This window comes from Halorhodospira sp. 9621, assembly GCF_022228055.1.
Lineage (GTDB): Bacteria > Pseudomonadota > Gammaproteobacteria > Nitrococcales > Halorhodospiraceae > Halorhodospira > Halorhodospira halophila_A.
Genome location: NZ_JAJNRD010000013.1, coordinates 1 through 15966, shown reverse-complemented (window position 1 = coordinate 15966; position 15966 = coordinate 1). Strand labels below are relative to the sequence as shown.

Genomic DNA, 15966 nt, shown 5'->3' with positions numbered 1-15966 from the left:
GATTGACATGTTATTTTAGCGCGTTGCCGCCCTGCGAGGAAGGTCTCTCGCTGGCGCGGTGCGCATCCGGCGGGCCGGGCAGCAGTTCCAAAAGCAGGGTATCGAGCATCTCGTAGCCGGTTTCGCTGGCGCGGATCCGGCCCTCGCTCCACGTCAGCCAGCCGCGGCTGCATAGCGGCGCCAGCCAGGCGCGCAGTGCCGCGCGGGTGCAGCCACTGCGCGCCACGGCCAAACGCTCTGGGAGCCCCTGCCGCAGGCGTAGACCGTTGAGCAGGACCTCGAAGGCCTGTTCCGACGGCGTCAGCTTGATGCACTCGGCATCGGCCCGCTCGCTGCCGGCGGCGGCCATCCAGGCCCGCGGCGAGTGGCGCTGGCGCGTGCGCCGCACGCGGCCGTCAGGGTCGGTGAGCTTGCCGGCCGCCCCGGCCCCCACCCCTAGGTAGTCGCCGAACGTCCAGTAACCGAGGTTGTGGACACTACGCTGACCCGAACGGGCGAAGGCCGAGACCTCGTAGCGCTCCAGCCCCGCCTCCGCCAGCCGCCGGCGGCACGCCACCTCCATCGCCAGCAACGTGTCCTCCCCGGGCAGCCCCGGCGGTGGGCGGCGCCCGAAGGGCGTATCCGGCTCGATGGTCAGCTGGTAATGACTGAGGTGATCCACCCCCAGCTCGATGGCCGCGGCCACGTCGGCCTCGGCCCCGGCGACTTCCTGCCCGGGCAGGCCGTACATGAGATCGACGTTGACGCCGTTAAAACCGGCGCTGCGCGCCTCGGCCACTGCCTCGCGCGCGGCGGCGGCGTCGTGGATCCGCCCCAGACGGGCCAGCAGCGTGTCATCCAGGGTCTGCACCCCGAGCGACAGGCGGGTCACGCCGGCCTGGCGGAAGCCCCGCAGCCGGGCCGTCTCGTTGGCGCCGGGGTTTGCCTCCAGGGTGATCTCGGCCCCCGGCTCGAAGCCGAGGAGCGCATCGAGGTCGCCCAGCAGTTCGCTGATCACCGCCGGCGGGAAGAGGCTCGGCGTGCCCCCGCCGATGAACACACTGGCCACCCGGCGGCCGAGCGCCGCCGGCGCCTGGCGGCGCAGCTCCCGGCCCAGAGCGGCCCGATAGGCGCCGGCCGGGAGTTCACCGCGCAAGGCGTGGGCATTGAAATCGCAGTAGCCGCAGCGCTGCAGGCACCAGGGCAGGTGGATGTAGACCGCCAGCGGCGGCAGCCGCACCCCGGCGCCGGTGGTCATGGCCGTGACCAGTTCACCCGGCCACCTCCGCAGCGATGCCCTGGATCAGCCCGCGCAGCGCCTGGCCGCGGTGGCTACGGGCGTCCTTCTCGGGGGCATCCAGCTCGGCGGCGGTCCGGCCGAGCTCCGGATCCTCGAAGACCGGGTCGTAACCGAAACCGTGCTGACCGCGCGGGGTCTCGACGATCCGCCCCGTCCAGCTGCCGTGAGCGACCAGCGGCGCGGGGTCGGCGGCGTGGCGCAGATAGACCATGACGCAGTGGAAGGTACCACGCCGGCTGCCATCGCCGCGCTCACGCAGCTCGGCGAGCAGCCGCTCGATGTTGGCGGCGTCACCGGCATCGCTGCCGGCGTAGCGCGCCGAATAGATGCCGGGCTCGCCACCGAGGGACGGAACGGCGAGCCCGGAGTCGTCGGCGACCGCGGGCAGGCCGCTGCGCTCGGCGCAGTGGCGCGCCTTGATCAATGCATTCTCGACGAAGGTCAGCCCGGTCTCGGCCGGGGAGTCGATACCCAGGTGCCCCTGGCTGACCACCTCGGCGTCGTAGCCCTGGAGCATGCGGGTCATCTCGGCAATCTTGCCGGCATTGCCGGTGGCCAGCACGATCTTCATGTCGCCAGTGCCTCCTGCTGATGCTGCAACAGCTCGCCGACGCCCTTCTCGGCCAGGGTGAGCATGCGCTCGAGTTCGTCACGCCGGAAGGCGTGCCCCTCGGCGGTGCCCTGCAGCTCGATGAAAGCGCCGGCATCGTTCATCACCACGTTCATGTCCGTCTCGGCCTCACCGTCCTCGGCGTAGTCCAGATCGAGCACCGGCTCGCCGCGATAGACCCCCACCGAGACCGACGCCACCTGCCCGTGGAGCGGAGAAACCGAAAGGGCGCGCTGGCGAACCAACCCGTCGAGGGCGTCGGTCAGGGCCACGAAGGCGCCCGTGATCGCCGCCGTCCGCGTGCCACCATCGGCCTGCAGCACGTCGCAGTCGACCACCACACTGCGTTCGCCCAGCCCCTGCAGATCAACAGCGGCCCGCAGCGAGCGGCCGATCAAGCGCTGGATCTCGACGGTCCGTCCCTGCTGCTTGCCCCGGGCGGCCTCACGATCCGAGCGGGTGTGGGTCGAGCGCGGCAGCATGCCGTACTCGGCGGTGACCCAGCCGCGCCCCTGCCCGCGCAGCCAGGGCGGCACACGCGCCTCGACGCTGGCCGTGCACAGCACACGTGTGTCCCCGAAACCGATGAGCACCGACCCCTCGGCGTGCTTGGTGAACTGTCGCTGGATGGAGATCGGGCGAAGCTCGTCGGCCCGTCGACCGCTTGGGCGCATAGTGCCTCCTGCTGATGGGGGGGCAGCGTGGTCGCAGCCCCAGGTGGAGAGTATGGACGTGGTTGCCCGGGTAATGGATTATACTGGCTGGGGTTTCTACGGCGCTGCGCTCCCGGTGCCAGGGCGGCGCACCGCACCGGCGCAAGAGAGCCGGCGGAGGCGCGCGCCTGCACCTGTTCCCAAGGAGCGTCCATGCGCATCAACGAGCCCGTCACGCAGCGCAGGGTGGCCATCCCCCGAGGCGCCACCATCCTCTCGACCACCGACCCGAAGGGGCGGATCACCTACGTCAACGAGACATTCGAGCAGATCAGCGGCTACCGCCGCGATGAACTGATCGGCCAGCCGCACAACATGATCCGCCACCCGGACATGCCGCGCACGGCATTCTACGAGATGTGGGCGACGCTGCAATCCGGGCGCTCGTGGATGGGGCTGGTCAAGAACCGCTGCAAGAACGGGGATCACTACTGGGTCCACGCCTATGCGACCCCGGTGCTCGATGCCCGGGGGGAGATCGTCGAGATCCAGTCGGTGCGCACCGCCCCACCCTCCGAGGCGGCGGTGGAGCGGGCCACCGCCGTCTATGCGCAGGTTCGCGCCGCCGAACCGGACAAGGGCGAGGTCGCCCCGGTGCCGCGGCCGGCGCATCGTTTCGGACTCCGCGAGCGGCTACTCGCCCTGCTCCTGCCGGCCCCCGCAGCCGCCGTGGCGGCCAGCGCGGCCGGCCTGGGCACCGCCGCCCTGGCCGCGGTCACGCTGACCGCTACGGCCCTGGCCGCCGGCGGCGCCGCCTACCTCTGGCGGCCATTGAACCAGGCGGTCGAGGCAGCCCGGCACCTGGTCGACGATCCGCTGGCCGAGCGACTCTACACCAATCGCCGGGATGAGGTTGGTCGCCTGCGGCTGGCCATGCTCCAGCTGCAGACCGAGATGACCGCCGTGCCCAGGCGCCTGGCCAGCGTGACCGATCACCTGCAGACGGTGCGCAACGAGGCCGGCGAGGCCATCGGCGAGGCACGCAGCCAGGCCCAGCGGCAGACGGCAGAGACCCAGCAGGTGGCCACGGCCATGGAGGAGATGTCGCAGAGCGTCCAAGAGGTGGCCCGTAACGCCTCCATGGGGGCGGAGACCAGCGAGCAGGCGCAGAGCCAGACCCACCACGGCATGCAGACGGTGCAGCAGAGCGCCGATGCGGTCCGCGAGCTGGTCGAGCGGGTGCGCGGCTCCTCGGAGATCACCCATCAACTGGCCCAGGAGACCGATCGTATCGGCACCGCCCTGGACCTGATCCAGCAGATCACCGAGCAGACCAACCTACTGGCGCTCAACGCCGCCATCGAGGCGGCGCGGGCCGGCGAGGTCGGCCGCGGCTTCTCGGTGGTCGCCGAGGAAGTGCGGGTCCTGGCCGACCGCACCTCGTCCTCGACCCAGGAGATCAAGGGCATCATCGACTCCCTGCAGGAGGGCACCGGGCGGGCCGTGGCCGCGATGAACGAGAGCAGCGAGCGCGCCGAGCACACCCTGGCCCTCTCCGACGAAGCCCGCGGAGCGCTGGAGGCGATCAATCAGGCGGTCTCTTCCATGCAGGAGATGAGCATGCAGATCGCCAGTGCCACCGAAGAGCAGAGCGCCACGGCCGAGGAGGTCAACCGCAACATCAGCAACATCGACCAGCTGGCGCAGCAGGTACAGCAGTGCACCGACCGCGCCGGCGAGCGGATGGAGATCCTCACCGGCGAGATCGACCACGCCGCGCGGCTCGTGCACCGTTTCGCGGATCAGCAGTAACACCGCGGCCGTGCCCTGGCATGGACACCACCGAAGCGATTAGCATTTGCGTCCTACCCGCCGGCCGGAGGTCGCACCGTTGATCCACAGCATGACCGCCTTCGAACGACGCGAGGCGCAGGGGGACTGGGGGGGGCGCTCCGGCCGCCTGACCTGGGAGCTGCGCTCGGTCAACCACCGGTATCTGGAGCTCCACCCGCGCCTGCCGGATGAGCTGCGCGCCATCGAGCCGCAGGTGCGTGAGCGTGCACGCCAGCGGCTCGGCCGCGGCAAGCTGGAGTGCACCCTGCGCTTCAGCCTCGAGGCCACCGGCCAGGGCGGGCTGGACGTGGACTGGCAGCGGGTGGACGAGCTATCACGGATCGCCGCGGAGATCGGCCGGCGTTTCGGGAACTCGGCCCAGCCGGCGTCCACCGCGGAGATCCTGCGCTTTCCGGGCGTGCTCGGCGAGCCGGCGGTGGACCTGGAGCCGGTGCGCGAGGCCGCTGTCGCCCTGCTTGACGACGCCCTGGAAGGGCTGCGCGACACCCGGCGACGCGAAGGGGAGCAGCTGGCCGAGCACATTCGCGCCCGCGCTGAGAGCGCTCGCGACATCGTCGCGGAACTGGCCGAGCAGCGCGGCACGATCAACCAGCGCATCCGCGAGCGGCTCACCGCGCGCCTGGACGAACTCCCGGCGCCCGCCGACCCGGGCCGCCTGGAGCAGGAGCTGGCCTACATCGCCCAGCGACAGGATATCGACGAGGAGCTGGAGCGCCTCGGCACGCACCTCCAGGAGGTTCTGCGCCTGCTGGAGGCCGCCGAGCCGGTGGGCCGGCGTCTCGACTTCCTGATGCAGGAGCTCAACCGCGAGGCCAACACCATCGCCTCGAAATCGGGCCATGTGGCCAGCAGCAGCGCCGCCCTGGACCTTAAGGTCCTGATCGAACAGATGCGTGAGCAGGTGCAGAATGTCGAGTAAGCCCACGCCCCCACGCGGCAACCTGTTCATCGTCTCGGCGCCTTCCGGCGCCGGGAAGACCAGCCTGGTCCGGGCCCTGCTCGAGCAGGTTCCCGGTCTGGAGCTATCAGTCTCCAGCACCACGCGCGCACCGCGCCCGGGCGAGCGCGACGGCGTGGACTACCACTTCTTCGACGAGGCGCAGTTCTTGGAGCGGGTCGAGGCGGGCCGGTTCCTAGAGTACGCGCGGGTCTTCGAAAACCTCTACGGCACGTCGCAGGACGCCGTCGAGGCGCGCCTGGACGCCGGCGCGGATGTGATTCTGGAGATCGACTGGCAGGGGGCGCAGCAAGTGCGCGCGGTGCTGCCCGAGGCAGTGTCGGTGTTCATCCTGCCGCCTTCCCGGACGGAGCTGCGCCGCCGGCTGAGCGAACGCGGCCAGGACAGTGCAGAAGTGATCGAGCGCCGCCTGGCCGAAGCGGTGGACGAGATCGCCCACTACGCCGAGTACGACTACCTGGTGATCAACGACACCTTCGGCCAGGCGCTGGGGGAGCTACGCACGCTGGTCGAGGCGCAGCGGCTGACCTGCCGACGCCAGCAGCGCCTCCAGGCCGAGCGCCTGGCGGAACTCTTGGCGCGCTGAGCCCGGCGGCACGGGCCCGGCAGGCCACAACGGCAACGGCGGCCGGGCTAACCGCGGTCCGTACGCAGGCGCACGACGATATCCACGCCAGAGATCTGCTTGCCCTCGGGGACCTGGACCTTACGCCGGACCTCCTGCTCATCCACCTGCAGGTGGACGTCCTCGATCTCGCCGCTGTCCTCGTCGTAGAGGTGATGGTGGGCCTCGGTCTTGGTGTCGAAGTACGACTTGCCAGAGTGAACGATGACCTCGCGCAGGAGGCCGGCGTCCTTGAACTGGTTCAGGGTGTTGTACACGGTGGCCAGCGAGACCTTGACACCCTGGGCCGTGGCCTCTTCGTAGAGGGATTCGGCGGTCACGTGGCGATCCTCGCCGGAGAACAGGAGACCGGCGAGGGCCAACCGCTGCTGGGTCGGGCGCAGCCCCACCGCACGCAGATAGCCGGCACCCTGCTCCTCGCTGAGGATCGAATTGTCTCGGGTTTGGGTCATTTCGGGTCCTTGTCCGCGGGCGGAAGTGCGGAAAAATACAGAATTAGTCTAATCCAAAGCAGACGGCCCACTCAACCGCGCAGCCCGTCTTCCCAACCGCGGCGAAAAGGTCGAGACTAGGCGCCCATGGACGCCGCAGCCTGGATACTCGCCGCCGCCAGCGTAATCGCCGCGGTCGTCGGCCCGGCGGCCGCCGTACACGCCCTGCTGACCAAACGCGAGCCCCAGGTGGCCGCGTCCTGGATGGCGGTGTGCATCATCTTCCCCGTCGGTGGAGCCCTCCTCTACTACGTCTTCGGCATCAACCGCGTCGAGACCCGAGCCCGCAAGCTGGTGGCTGAGGAGCGCATCCCGCCCAGCCCCGGGCCGTCCATGGAGACCCACAGCCCCTCGTTGGGCCCTGAGTACGCCGAGCAGATCCGCATCTCCGATGCCGTCACCGGGCGGCCGCTGGAGTACGGCAACCGGGTCCAGGCCCTGCGCAACGGTGAGCAGGCCTATCCGACCATGCTCGAGGCGATCGACGCGGCGCAGCGGACGATCTTCCTGAGCACCTACATCTTCGAGAGCAACACCAGCGGGCGGCAGTTCATCCGTGCCCTCACCGCTGCGCACCGCCGTGGGGTCGACGTGCGGGTGCTCATCGACGGTGTCGGCGAACTCTATTCCTGGCCCCGCGCCAGCCGGCTGCTCCGTCGCACCGGGGTGCCGGTGGCCCGCTTCCTGCCCCCGCGGCTGCTGCCGCCGCAACTGTCGATCAACCTGCGCAACCACCGCAAGATTCTGGTGGTCGACAGCCAGACCGGCTTTACCGGCGGCATGAACCTGGGCGACCGCCACCTGCTGCAGTCCGACCGCGAGCACCGCGTAGCGGACATCCACTTCTTAGTCGACGGCCCCGTGGTCAGCCAGATGGAGCAGGTCTTTCTGGAGGACTGGGCGTTCACCACCGGCGAGGAGCGAGGGACCACACACCGCGGCAGACCCCACGTGGACGGCGCCCTGAGCCGGATCATCACCGACGGACCCAACGAGGACCTGGACCGGCTAGTCATGACGCTGATCGGCGCCCTGTCGGCGGCCCGCGAGGAGATCTGGGTGGTCACGCCCTACTTCCTGCCCATGCGCTCACTGATGACCGCCCTGGAGGCGGCGGCACTGCGCGGCGTGGAGGTCAACGTCCTGCTGCCCGAGCAGAACAATCTGCCCTTCGTCCACTGGGCCACACGGCACATGCTCGGCGAGTTGATCCACTGGGGGGTGAACATCTACTACCAGCCACCGCCGTTCGCCCACACCAAGCTGTTCATCGTGGACCGGCGCTACGCCCAGGTCGGATCTTCGAACATGGATCCGCGCAGCCTGCGGCTGAACTTCGAGCTCAACGCCGAGTTCTACGACCGCACCATCGCCGGCGAGATGGCCGCCGACTGCCAACGCATCCGAGCCCGCTCGCGCCGCATCAGCGAGGAGGAGCTGCGCCAGCGCCCGCCCCTGGAGCGGGTCCGCGACGCCGCCTGCTGGCTCGCGTCCCCCTATCTCTAGCGGCATAATGCCGGTCATGGTCGAGACCGCAGAACACCCGCTGGCCGAGGCACTGCGCGCACGCCTGGGCCCCGATGCCGTCCTCAGCGAGCCCACGCGCACTGCCCCCTACATGGCCGAGCAGCGCGGCCAGTTTCCAGGCCGCGGGCGACTGGTGGTCCGCCCCTCCGACGCCGAGTCCGTGGCCGCCGCCGTCACCCTGTGCCGAACGCACGGCGCCGCGGTGGTGGCGCAGTCGGGCAACACCGGCACCGTCGGCGGCGGCTCTCCCCGGCACGAGACCGAGGTGGTGGTGAGCCTGGAGCGGCTGCAGCGCATCCGCAGCCTGGACGCCGACGACGGACTGTTGGTCGCCGAGGCCGGCTGCACCCTGGCCCACCTGCAGGAGGCCGCCGCCGACGCGCAGCGCTTCTTCCCGCTGAGCCTCGCCTCCGAGGCGCAGTGCCGGATCGGCGGCAACCTGGCGACCAACGCCGGCGGGCTGAACGTGCTGCGCTACGGCAACGCCCGCAACCTGGCCCTGGGCCTGGAGGTCGTGCTGGCCGACGGCCGCATCTGGAGCGATCTGCGCGGGCTGCGCAAGGATAACAGCGGCTACGACCTGCGCGATCTGTTCATCGGCTCCGAGGGGACGCTGGGCATCATCACCGCCGCGGCCCTGCGCCTGCTCCCGCCGCCGCGCAGCCGCCGCGTGGCGCTGCTCGCCCTGCCGCGGCTGGAGCCGGCCCTGCCCCTGGTGCGGGCCGCCCAGTCCGAGAGCGGCGAGGCGGTGGTCGGCGCCGAGTTGATGAGCGCCGAGGCCCTGGGGATGGGCCAGCTGCTCGACGATACCCCGGAGAACCCACTGCCCGGTTCCCCCTGGTACCTGCTGCTGGAACTCGCCACGGCCGACCCGCGGGCGGACCTGGACGAGGCGCTGGCAGCAGCTCTGGAACCGGCCGAGACCGCCGGCGACCTGGACGACGCCCTGCTCGCCCCCACCGAGGCCGCCGCCGCACGGCTGTGGCGGTTGCGCACGGCCATCCCTGATGGTCAGAAACGCGCCGGGGCGAGCATCAAGCACGACATCTCGGTGCGCCCCGGCACTCTCGCCGCGTTCGTTCCCGAGGCCCTGGCCGCCGTGACCGAGCTGGACCCCGGCGTCCGCCCCTGCATCTTCGGCCACGTGGGCGACGGCAACCTGCACTTCAACCTCAGCCAGCCGCCGGACGCCAAGCCCGAGGCTTTCCGCGCACGCGCCGAAGCCTTCCATCGGGCGGTGCACGATGTGGTCTGCCGCCATGGCGGCTCGGTCGCCGCCGAGCACGGCGTCGGCCAGGCGAAGCGCGACGAGGTCGCCCGCTGCGCCGACCCCCTGGGCCTGGAGTTGATGCAGCGGATCAAGGGCGCCCTGGATCCCGACAACCTGCTCAACCCGGGCAAGGGGGCCGCGGCGGCCCAAGCGCCGGCCCCACCGGATTGCGGAGACCCTTCATGAGACGAGGCTTGCTGCACGGGGCCCTGCTGCTGGCCCTGCTACCGCTGTTGGGCGCCTGCGCCAGCTCCGGGGATTCGGGCAATCCCAACGGAGAGGACGAGTGGGCCACCGAGGATGAGGCCTGGGATGACGACGATTGGGGCGCCTACGACGACTGGGATCAGGGCACCTGGGATCCGCTGGAGGGTTTCAATCGCCGGGTGCACGCCTTCAATGAGGTCGCCGACCGCTACGCCATCCGCCCGGTGGCCGTTGCCTACCGTGACACTGTGCCCAGCGGAGTGCGCCGCCCGATCAGCAATTTCCTCAACAACCTGCGCGAGCCGTTTCACGCCGGCAACCAGCTGCTGCAAGGCCGTGCCAGCGCCGGGACACGCAGCGTCACCCGCTTCGCCATCAATTCAACCATCGGCGTGCTGGGCCTATTCGACGTGGCTGGCGCCGCCGGCCTGGAGCGGGAGCGCAGCGACCTTGGGCTGACCCTGGGCCATTGGGGCGCCCCCGAGGGCCCCTACCTGGTCCTGCCGCTGCTCGGCCCGAGCACGGCACGCGACAGCAGCGGCCTGGCGGCCCAGTATTTCAGTCGTGAATACCACAGCCCCACACATTGGGCGGACATTCCCTCTCCGGAGCGTTACACCGTGCCGATCATCGCCGGCATCGATACCCGGGTAGCCCTGCTCTCGCTGGACGAACTCATGGCCGAGACCGGCACCGACTCCTACATCTTCATGCGCGAGTCGTACCTGCAGAACCGTCGCGAGCGCCTCGGCGAAGACGACTGGGGTGACTGGGACGATGACGACTGGGAAAACGGCGACTGGGATGACGAGGACTGGGACGAAGAGGAGGACTGGTAGCGGACGCCGTGACCGCTCGCCACCGGTGTGACTCAAGTCAACAGACGCAGGCGCCGCTACACTGGTTAGGAAGTAACCAGCCCGGCCCCAGGCCGAAGGAGGGTGCCGTGTTCCATGTCCCCCCGATCCGGGATACGCAGCGCGATATCCGCCTCCGACAACTGGAGGGGATCGCTGAGATCCAGCCGGTGGCCCCGTACCCACGTATCGAGCCGATCGGCCACTCCGGCGACGAGACCGGGCGGCCGGACGCGGTGGATGAGCGGCTGCGCCGCGGCCAGCGTGCCCGCGCGCGACGGTCCAGCAGCGGCGATAGCGACCATCAGGTGGACGAGTACGCCTAGTCGTAGACCTGCCCGCCGCTGAGGAAGTTGCCCAGCAGCCCGCTGATGCGCGGGAAAACCCGGTCGAAGCGCAGCTCCCAGTAGCCGTCGGCGGCCTGCTCCAGGCTGCGCACGGTGGCGTGGATCTGGCTCTGCGGCACCCGGCGCAAGTGCTCGGCGAAGCGCTCGGCGTTGGCGCGGTGGCGAAACCGGCTGCAGAAGTGGTGGGCCACCTTGTGGGTCTCACGGTGTTCGCGGGCGGCATCGAGCAGCGGGTCGACCAGCGCCCCGCCGAGTTCGGTGCGCAGGGTCTCACGGTCGAGTTCCGGGGACTCCTCAAGGATCAGAACCAGGCGCATCAACCGGTTGGTAAAGTACTCGGGGGGCAGGTCGAGCAGCGCATCCCCCATGGCGCTGAGATCCTGCACCACCGAGGCCGGGGTGACGTATTTGGCTCGTTTGCGCCGGTCGCCCTCCTCCTTGAGCACCACGCCCTCGACCCCGCGGGCATCGAGCCCCGCGATCACCTCGCGCAGCTCGCCGGCCTGATCGGCGGTGAAGCGGCCGTGATACGGCACCGCCGGCAACCCATGCGCGCGGAGCAGCTCGCGGCGCTCCTCGACCTCCATGAACTCGACGCGGTCCCAGCGCATCAGGTCGAAGACCAGCAGCGCCACGTCCTCGTCGATCTCCGGGGGGTGCCCCTCCAGGTAGGGGTTGCCCGGCCCGGCCACCTCGGCGCAGATGACCAGATCCGGCTCGGCGTCGAAGACGGCGGGGTCGATCAGATCGGGCAGACGGTCGGTGGTGAACGGGCAGACGAAGCCACCCCGGGAGAAGGCCAGCTCCTGGCCCCGGTAACGGATCAGGCGAACGTTGAAGCCATCGATCTTCTCCTCGGCGTGAAACGGGGCCCGGAAGTGCTGCGCCAGTCCCTGCTCGAGGTTCAGCACCCGACCGATGGAGGGGTAGCCGGGTACGGCACGATCGCCGAGGAACACGGTGCCCCGCGGCCAGCCGGAGAAGCCGTCGGTCAGGCGGATGTAGTCCAATCCGGCGTAGTGCTCATGCCGGGCCTTGTTGCGCGTCAGCGCCTGGTCGACCAGCAAAGCCTCGGGCATGGCGCCTCCTTGCTACGATTGCTGGAGTAGCCCCTGCACCGTCCTGCGGACACCGTCGCGATCCAGACCGTGCTCGGCCAGGATGTCACCGCGCGCCCCATGATGCACGGGAGCGTCCGGCAGCCCCAGGTGGGTGACCGGGGTGTGCACGCCGGCACTCGACAGGCACTCGGCCACGCCACTGCCGGCCCCGCCGGCGATGACGTTCTCCTCCAGCGTCACCAGGTGCCGATGTTCGCCGGCGAGCCGGCGCAGCAGCGCCTCGTCCAGCGGCTTGACGAAGCGCATGTTCACCACCGTGACGTCGAGCTCCTCGCCCACCGCCTCGGCCACCGGCAGCAGGGCGCCGAAAGCGAGCAGGGCGACACCGCTGCCCCCCTCGCGGCGCACCTCGGCCCGGCCCACCGGCACTGGTTCCATGTCGTCGGGCAGTGCCACGCCGGGGCCGGTGCCGCGCGGGTAGCGCACCGCCGCGGCCCCGTCGAGGGTCAGCCCGGTGGCCAGCATCCGCCAACACTCGGCCTCATCGGCCGGCGCCATGACGGTGAGATCCGGGATGCAGCGCAGGTAGCTGAGGTCGTAGGTGCCCTGGTGGGTGGCGCCGTCGGCACCCACGATCCCGGCCCGATCCACGGCAAAGAGCACCGGCAGACGCTGCAGGGCGACGTCATGGATGACCTGATCGTAGGCGCGCTGCAGGAAAGTGGAATAGATGGCCACCACCGGCCGCGCGCCCTCGCAAGCCAATCCGGCGGCCAGGGTGACGGCGTGCTGCTCGGCGATGCCAACGTCGAAGTAGCGTTCAGGGAAACGCCGCGCGTACTCGACCAGACCGGAGCCCTCGCGCATCGCCGGGGTGATCGCCACCACGCGCTCGTCGGTGCAGGCGGCGCGACAGACCCAACGGCTGAACACATCGGTGTAATTGAGCTTGCTCGCCGCCCCCTTGGTCAGCCCGCGGGCCGGGTCGAAGCAGCTCACGCCGTGGTAGGAGATGGGGTCCTCTTCGGCCGGGGCGTAGCCCTTGCCCTTGCGGGTGACCACGTGCAGCAGCCGCGGTCCGGGCTGATCGCGCAGGTTGCGCAGCACGCGGACCAGCCCCTCGACGTTGTGCCCGTCCACCGGACCGAAGTAGTGGAAGCCCAGTTCCTCGAAGAGCGTAGCCGGCGCCAGCAGCCCCTTGACGTGACCCTCGGTGCGCCGCGCCAGCTCGTGGATCGGCGGAAGGTAGCGGAGCATGTCCCGCGCACCCCGGCGCAACTGCCCGGCCAGCGGCTCGGAGAGCAGCCGCGTGAGGTAGTTGGACAGGGCGCCGACGTTCTCCGAGATCGACATCTCGTTGTCGTTGAGCACGACCAGCAAATCGGCCTTCACGTCGCCGGCGTGGTTAAGCGCCTCGAGCGCCTCGCCGGCACTGAGGCCACCATCGCCGATGATCGCGGCGCAACGCCGGTGCTCGCCGCCAGCACGCTCGGCCAGCGCCATGCCGAGGGCAGCGCTGATGCTCGTCGAGGAGTGGCCCACCCCGAAGGCGTCGTAGGGGCTCTCGTCGCGGACGGGGAATCCGGCGGGACCGCCGGCCTGGCGGATGCGGGGCAACTGGCTGCGCCGGCCGGTGAGCACCTTGTGGGCGTAGCACTGGTGGCCCACGTCCCAGACCAGTCGGTCGCGGGGGGTATCCAGGGCGTAGTGAAGCGCGAGGGTCAGCTCCACGGCCCCGAGCCCGGCAGCGAGGTGCCCCCCGCTCTGCGAGACGCTCTCGACCAGATAGTCGCGCATCTCCTGGGCCACGGCCGGCAATCGCTCCAGCGGCAGGCGCCGCAGATCCTCCGGATCATCGATGGCCGACAGCAATACCTTGTCCTCGTCGTGCGTTCCCATGGTCATCGGGGCATGATAGCCGATTCAGGCGTGGCCTGGACCAGGGTCGGCGTCGAAGTGCCTCGCCCCCCACCCACTAGGGCCGGACGGCGCTGGCCAGGATGTAGTCCAACCCGGCGTAAAGCCGGTCCGCATCCATCCGGCGCGCCCAGCGCGCCGGCAGACGGGCCACCGGATGAATCCGCTCGAGAGTCTCCGGGTGCGCCCGCAGCCACGCGTGCAGCGGCGCGTACACCTGCTCGCGAATCGAGCGCACGTGCACGTCCACGAAGCCGGCCGCGGTCAGATACCCGGGATAAGCGAGCCGTGTGTAGCGGTTGGCCTCGGGGATGGCGAAACGGCTCGCCACCAGCCACCAGGACAGGCGCTGACGCAGCCGATCCACGGCACGCTTGGCCGGCGGCAGCGGGATGATGTCGGCGGTCACCAGACGTCCGCCGGGGCGCAGGACCCGATACGCCTCGGCAAAGAAATCCGCCCGGGTCTGGAAGTGGAAGGCCGACTCCAGGGCCACCACACAGTCCACCGACGCATCGGCCAGCGGCATGGCCGTGGCCGAGCCCTCGCAGAGCTCGATGCGTTCCTCTAGGCCGGCCTCGACCACCCGCTGCCGGGCCACGGCCACCTGGGAGGCGGTGATGTTCAGCCCGATGATCCGGGCCGGCTCGTGACTACGCACCCAGAGCAGGTCCTGATCGGCGAACCCGAAACCGACATCGAGGACGGTGTCCTCCGGACCGAAGCCGGCGGTATCGGCCACCAGCCGCGCCAGCGCGGCGCTGGCCGCATCCAGGTCGTCCTCCTCGGCCCAGTAGCCCAGGTTCAGATAGAGTCCCTCGGCGGTGATCGCACCGGTGCCGAGCAGGTCGTAAACGGCCTGGGCATCGCGGCGCTGAAAGGGGTTGAATAGCCAGTCCAGATAGCCGAGCGCGCTCCCGGCGGGACCGCGGCGTTCGTCGGATGGGGCGGGGTGTGGGGACATACCAGGCTCACGGACGCGTGTATACCAGGATCATACTACGGAGCCTGGTAGCCGTTGGCGCCCCACTCCAGACAGGGAGATTCAGCGGTGGAAAGCGCAGATGGCCCTAATCCTCGCACGCCTCACCGCCGTCCCCGCGGTTTTGGCCATTTGCCGCTCGGGCCATTACTTGGGGATAAAACGGGGAGGACTCAGGTAAGGTATCTGGTGGCTATGGGTGGAGTCGAACCACCGACCTTCGCATTATGAGTGCGTTTCGGGCCCTTTTTTAATCAATTTCTTACGCGCCAGGTTGCTGTTTTTCCACGTTTTCGACAAACCCCGACCAGTCCCGACCGGTCGAACTGCTGCACTCTGCTGCAGCACCAGTGCAGCAGTGCAGCGACCCTCGCATCTGCCATACTTCCAAGGCTACCCCCTGGCACGGAGAGCGCCGTGGAGTTCCTCGTCGTACTCGGGTTCATCATCTGGAACATGTGGGCCAACGAGGACCGACCCGCCCGGATGGCTGTCTGCAACCTCATCACCCTGGCTCTGGTTTTCGGCCTGATGCTCGGCCTATGACCGGGCTCGACTGCATCCTCGATGACGGCCTGGCCTGGGCGCTGACCGCCGCTACCGTGATCCCGGCCTTCGCCGCGGGGCTGGCCACCTTTATGGGCCTAGATGCTCTGGGCAAGCGACGCCACGCCCTAACCCACCGGCACTATGTCTACCAGCTTGCCGGCATAGGTCTAGGCGTGTTCGTCGTCTTCCCCGTCACTGGCTCGATTATCGGCACCGCGCTGCGCGAATGGGCCTGCTCGACGCTCTAGCGGTAGCGTAGCTGCTGGTCGCGCTCATAGGCCCGGGCGCTGATGGCTTTGCCTGCCGGTCACGCTCCAGCGCATACCACCTGCGCCCTAAGGACGTCGCACTTCGGACTGAAAGCGCCTCCCACACCCCACCTGGCGTGAATTCCCCCGGGATATAGTCCTGGGTAAACGGGGCCTAGATAGGCCAAGGCGCCTATTGCCCTTCTTCCACCGAGACGGTTCCGAATGCGCTAGGCTGAGCATACGAGGTCGACCCGGGCATCCAGACTCTTTGGAGGCGCCCTTAATAACCACAATAACCACGGACGAAAGGAACCAAGGGAGGAGCACATGGACCGTCTCCGTTCGCTCTCGATGCTCATCGGCGGATGCTTGCTGGCTATGTCCATGCACTCGGCACCCGCGGCAGATTCGGCACAACGCCTCCTCTTTGAGGCTGCGTGGCGAGGCGACCTCGAAGGCGCAATGGAAGCGCTTGAGGCAGGCGTCAACATCAATGCTCGGGACGAGGAAGGCTGGACCGCCCTCATG

General features: G+C 69.5%; 16 protein-coding genes, 1 tRNA gene and 1 pseudogene. 10 read left to right on the top strand and 8 right to left on the bottom strand.

The features are described 5' to 3' along the window. Nucleotides 1-10: 10 nt before the first annotated feature. Genes hemW through rph form a run of 3 tightly spaced genes read right to left on the bottom strand, consistent with a single transcriptional unit; the run spans nucleotide 11 to nucleotide 2563 of the window. On the bottom strand, nucleotides 11-1237 hold the full coding sequence (gene hemW, locus LRF89_RS07755) for a radical SAM family heme chaperone HemW (protein ID WP_201169611.1): 1227 nt from the start codon (nucleotides 1235-1237) through the stop codon (nucleotides 11-13). Between the two features lie 13 nt (nucleotides 1238-1250). Further along, on the bottom strand, nucleotides 1251-1850 hold the full coding sequence (gene rdgB / locus LRF89_RS07750; protein WP_201169612.1) for an RdgB/HAM1 family non-canonical purine NTP pyrophosphatase: 600 nt from the start codon (nucleotides 1848-1850) through the stop codon (nucleotides 1251-1253). After that, nucleotides 1847-2563: a ribonuclease PH gene (gene rph, locus LRF89_RS07745; protein ID WP_238636860.1), complete on the bottom strand. Its 717-nt coding sequence runs from the start codon at nucleotides 2561-2563 to the stop codon at nucleotides 1847-1849. Before rph ends, rdgB begins: the two co-directional genes overlap by 4 nt. A 192-nt stretch (nucleotides 2564-2755) precedes the next feature. Between rph and LRF89_RS07740 the strand changes: the two genes are divergently transcribed. The 3 genes from LRF89_RS07740 (at nucleotide 2756) to gmk (ending at nucleotide 5940) form a co-directional block, all read left to right on the top strand. Continuing rightward, nucleotides 2756-4354: a methyl-accepting chemotaxis protein gene (locus LRF89_RS07740; protein WP_201169617.1), complete on the top strand. Its 1599-nt coding sequence runs from the start codon at nucleotides 2756-2758 to the stop codon at nucleotides 4352-4354. 79 nt (nucleotides 4355-4433) lie between these two features. After that, nucleotides 4434-5315 (top strand): YicC/YloC family endoribonuclease, encoded by an 882-nt coding sequence (locus LRF89_RS07735; RefSeq protein WP_201169619.1) that lies wholly within the window; start codon nucleotides 4434-4436, stop codon nucleotides 5313-5315. Next, on the top strand, nucleotides 5305-5940 hold the full coding sequence (gene gmk / locus LRF89_RS07730; protein WP_201169620.1) for a guanylate kinase: 636 nt from the start codon (nucleotides 5305-5307) through the stop codon (nucleotides 5938-5940). The genes LRF89_RS07735 and gmk overlap by 11 nt, the downstream gene beginning before the upstream one ends. A 47-nt stretch (nucleotides 5941-5987) precedes the next feature. Here the strand turns inward: gmk and irrA are convergent, their stop codons facing one another. Continuing rightward, nucleotides 5988-6431 (bottom strand): iron response transcriptional regulator IrrA, encoded by a 444-nt coding sequence (gene irrA, locus LRF89_RS07725; RefSeq protein WP_201169622.1) that lies wholly within the window; start codon nucleotides 6429-6431, stop codon nucleotides 5988-5990. Between the two features lie 126 nt (nucleotides 6432-6557). On the opposite strand from irrA, the gene LRF89_RS07720 reads away from it, so the two are divergent. The 4 genes from LRF89_RS07720 (at nucleotide 6558) to LRF89_RS07705 (ending at nucleotide 10657) form a co-directional block, all read left to right on the top strand. Then, nucleotides 6558-7976 (top strand): phospholipase D-like domain-containing protein, encoded by a 1419-nt coding sequence (locus tag LRF89_RS07720; protein WP_201169624.1) that lies wholly within the window; start codon nucleotides 6558-6560, stop codon nucleotides 7974-7976. A 16-nt stretch (nucleotides 7977-7992) separates the two neighbouring features. Further along, a complete protein-coding gene (locus LRF89_RS07715; RefSeq protein WP_238634763.1) occupies nucleotides 7993-9453 on the top strand; it encodes an FAD-binding oxidoreductase in 1461 nt (486 codons plus the stop codon). Further along, on the top strand, nucleotides 9450-10313 hold the full coding sequence (locus LRF89_RS07710; protein WP_238633326.1) for an MlaA family lipoprotein: 864 nt from the start codon (nucleotides 9450-9452) through the stop codon (nucleotides 10311-10313). The genes LRF89_RS07715 and LRF89_RS07710 overlap by 4 nt, the downstream gene beginning before the upstream one ends. Nucleotides 10314-10420: 107 nt before the next feature. After that, nucleotides 10421-10657 (top strand): hypothetical protein, encoded by a 237-nt coding sequence (locus LRF89_RS07705; RefSeq protein ID WP_201241890.1) that lies wholly within the window; start codon nucleotides 10421-10423, stop codon nucleotides 10655-10657. On the opposite strand, the gene LRF89_RS07700 is transcribed toward LRF89_RS07705, so the two are convergent. The 4 genes from LRF89_RS07700 to LRF89_RS07685 form a co-directional block, all read right to left on the bottom strand. Beyond that, nucleotides 10654-11757 (bottom strand): RNA ligase, encoded by a 1104-nt coding sequence (locus LRF89_RS07700; protein WP_238636859.1) that lies wholly within the window; start codon nucleotides 11755-11757, stop codon nucleotides 10654-10656. The genes LRF89_RS07705 and LRF89_RS07700 overlap by 4 nt on opposite strands. A 12-nt stretch (nucleotides 11758-11769) precedes the next feature. After that, nucleotides 11770-13638: a 1-deoxy-D-xylulose-5-phosphate synthase gene (dxs, locus tag LRF89_RS07695; RefSeq protein ID WP_370641495.1), complete on the bottom strand. Its 1869-nt coding sequence runs from the start codon at nucleotides 13636-13638 to the stop codon at nucleotides 11770-11772. A gap of 76 nt (nucleotides 13639-13714) precedes the next feature. Then, nucleotides 13715-14620: a class I SAM-dependent methyltransferase gene (locus LRF89_RS07690; RefSeq protein ID WP_201169633.1), complete on the bottom strand. Its 906-nt coding sequence runs from the start codon at nucleotides 14618-14620 to the stop codon at nucleotides 13715-13717. A gap of 205 nt (nucleotides 14621-14825) precedes the next feature. Continuing rightward, nucleotides 14826-14909: transfer RNA gene (locus tag LRF89_RS07685), tRNA-Ser, on the bottom strand. Between the two features lie 146 nt (nucleotides 14910-15055). Between LRF89_RS07685 and LRF89_RS13500 the strand changes: the two genes are divergently transcribed. The 3 genes and pseudogenes from LRF89_RS13500 to LRF89_RS07675 all read left to right on the top strand — a co-directional run. Beyond that, on the top strand, nucleotides 15056-15184 hold the full coding sequence (locus LRF89_RS13500; RefSeq protein ID WP_274522105.1) for a hypothetical protein: 129 nt from the start codon (nucleotides 15056-15058) through the stop codon (nucleotides 15182-15184). Continuing rightward, the gene (locus tag LRF89_RS07680; RefSeq protein WP_238636858.1) at nucleotides 15181-15435 is read left to right on the top strand and encodes a hypothetical protein; all 255 of its coding nucleotides are present in this window, start codon (nucleotides 15181-15183) and stop codon (nucleotides 15433-15435) included. The genes LRF89_RS13500 and LRF89_RS07680 overlap by 4 nt, the downstream gene beginning before the upstream one ends. A gap of 330 nt (nucleotides 15436-15765) precedes the next feature. Beyond that, nucleotides 15766-15966, top strand: a pseudogene (locus tag LRF89_RS07675) (ankyrin repeat domain-containing protein); the annotation flags it as partial.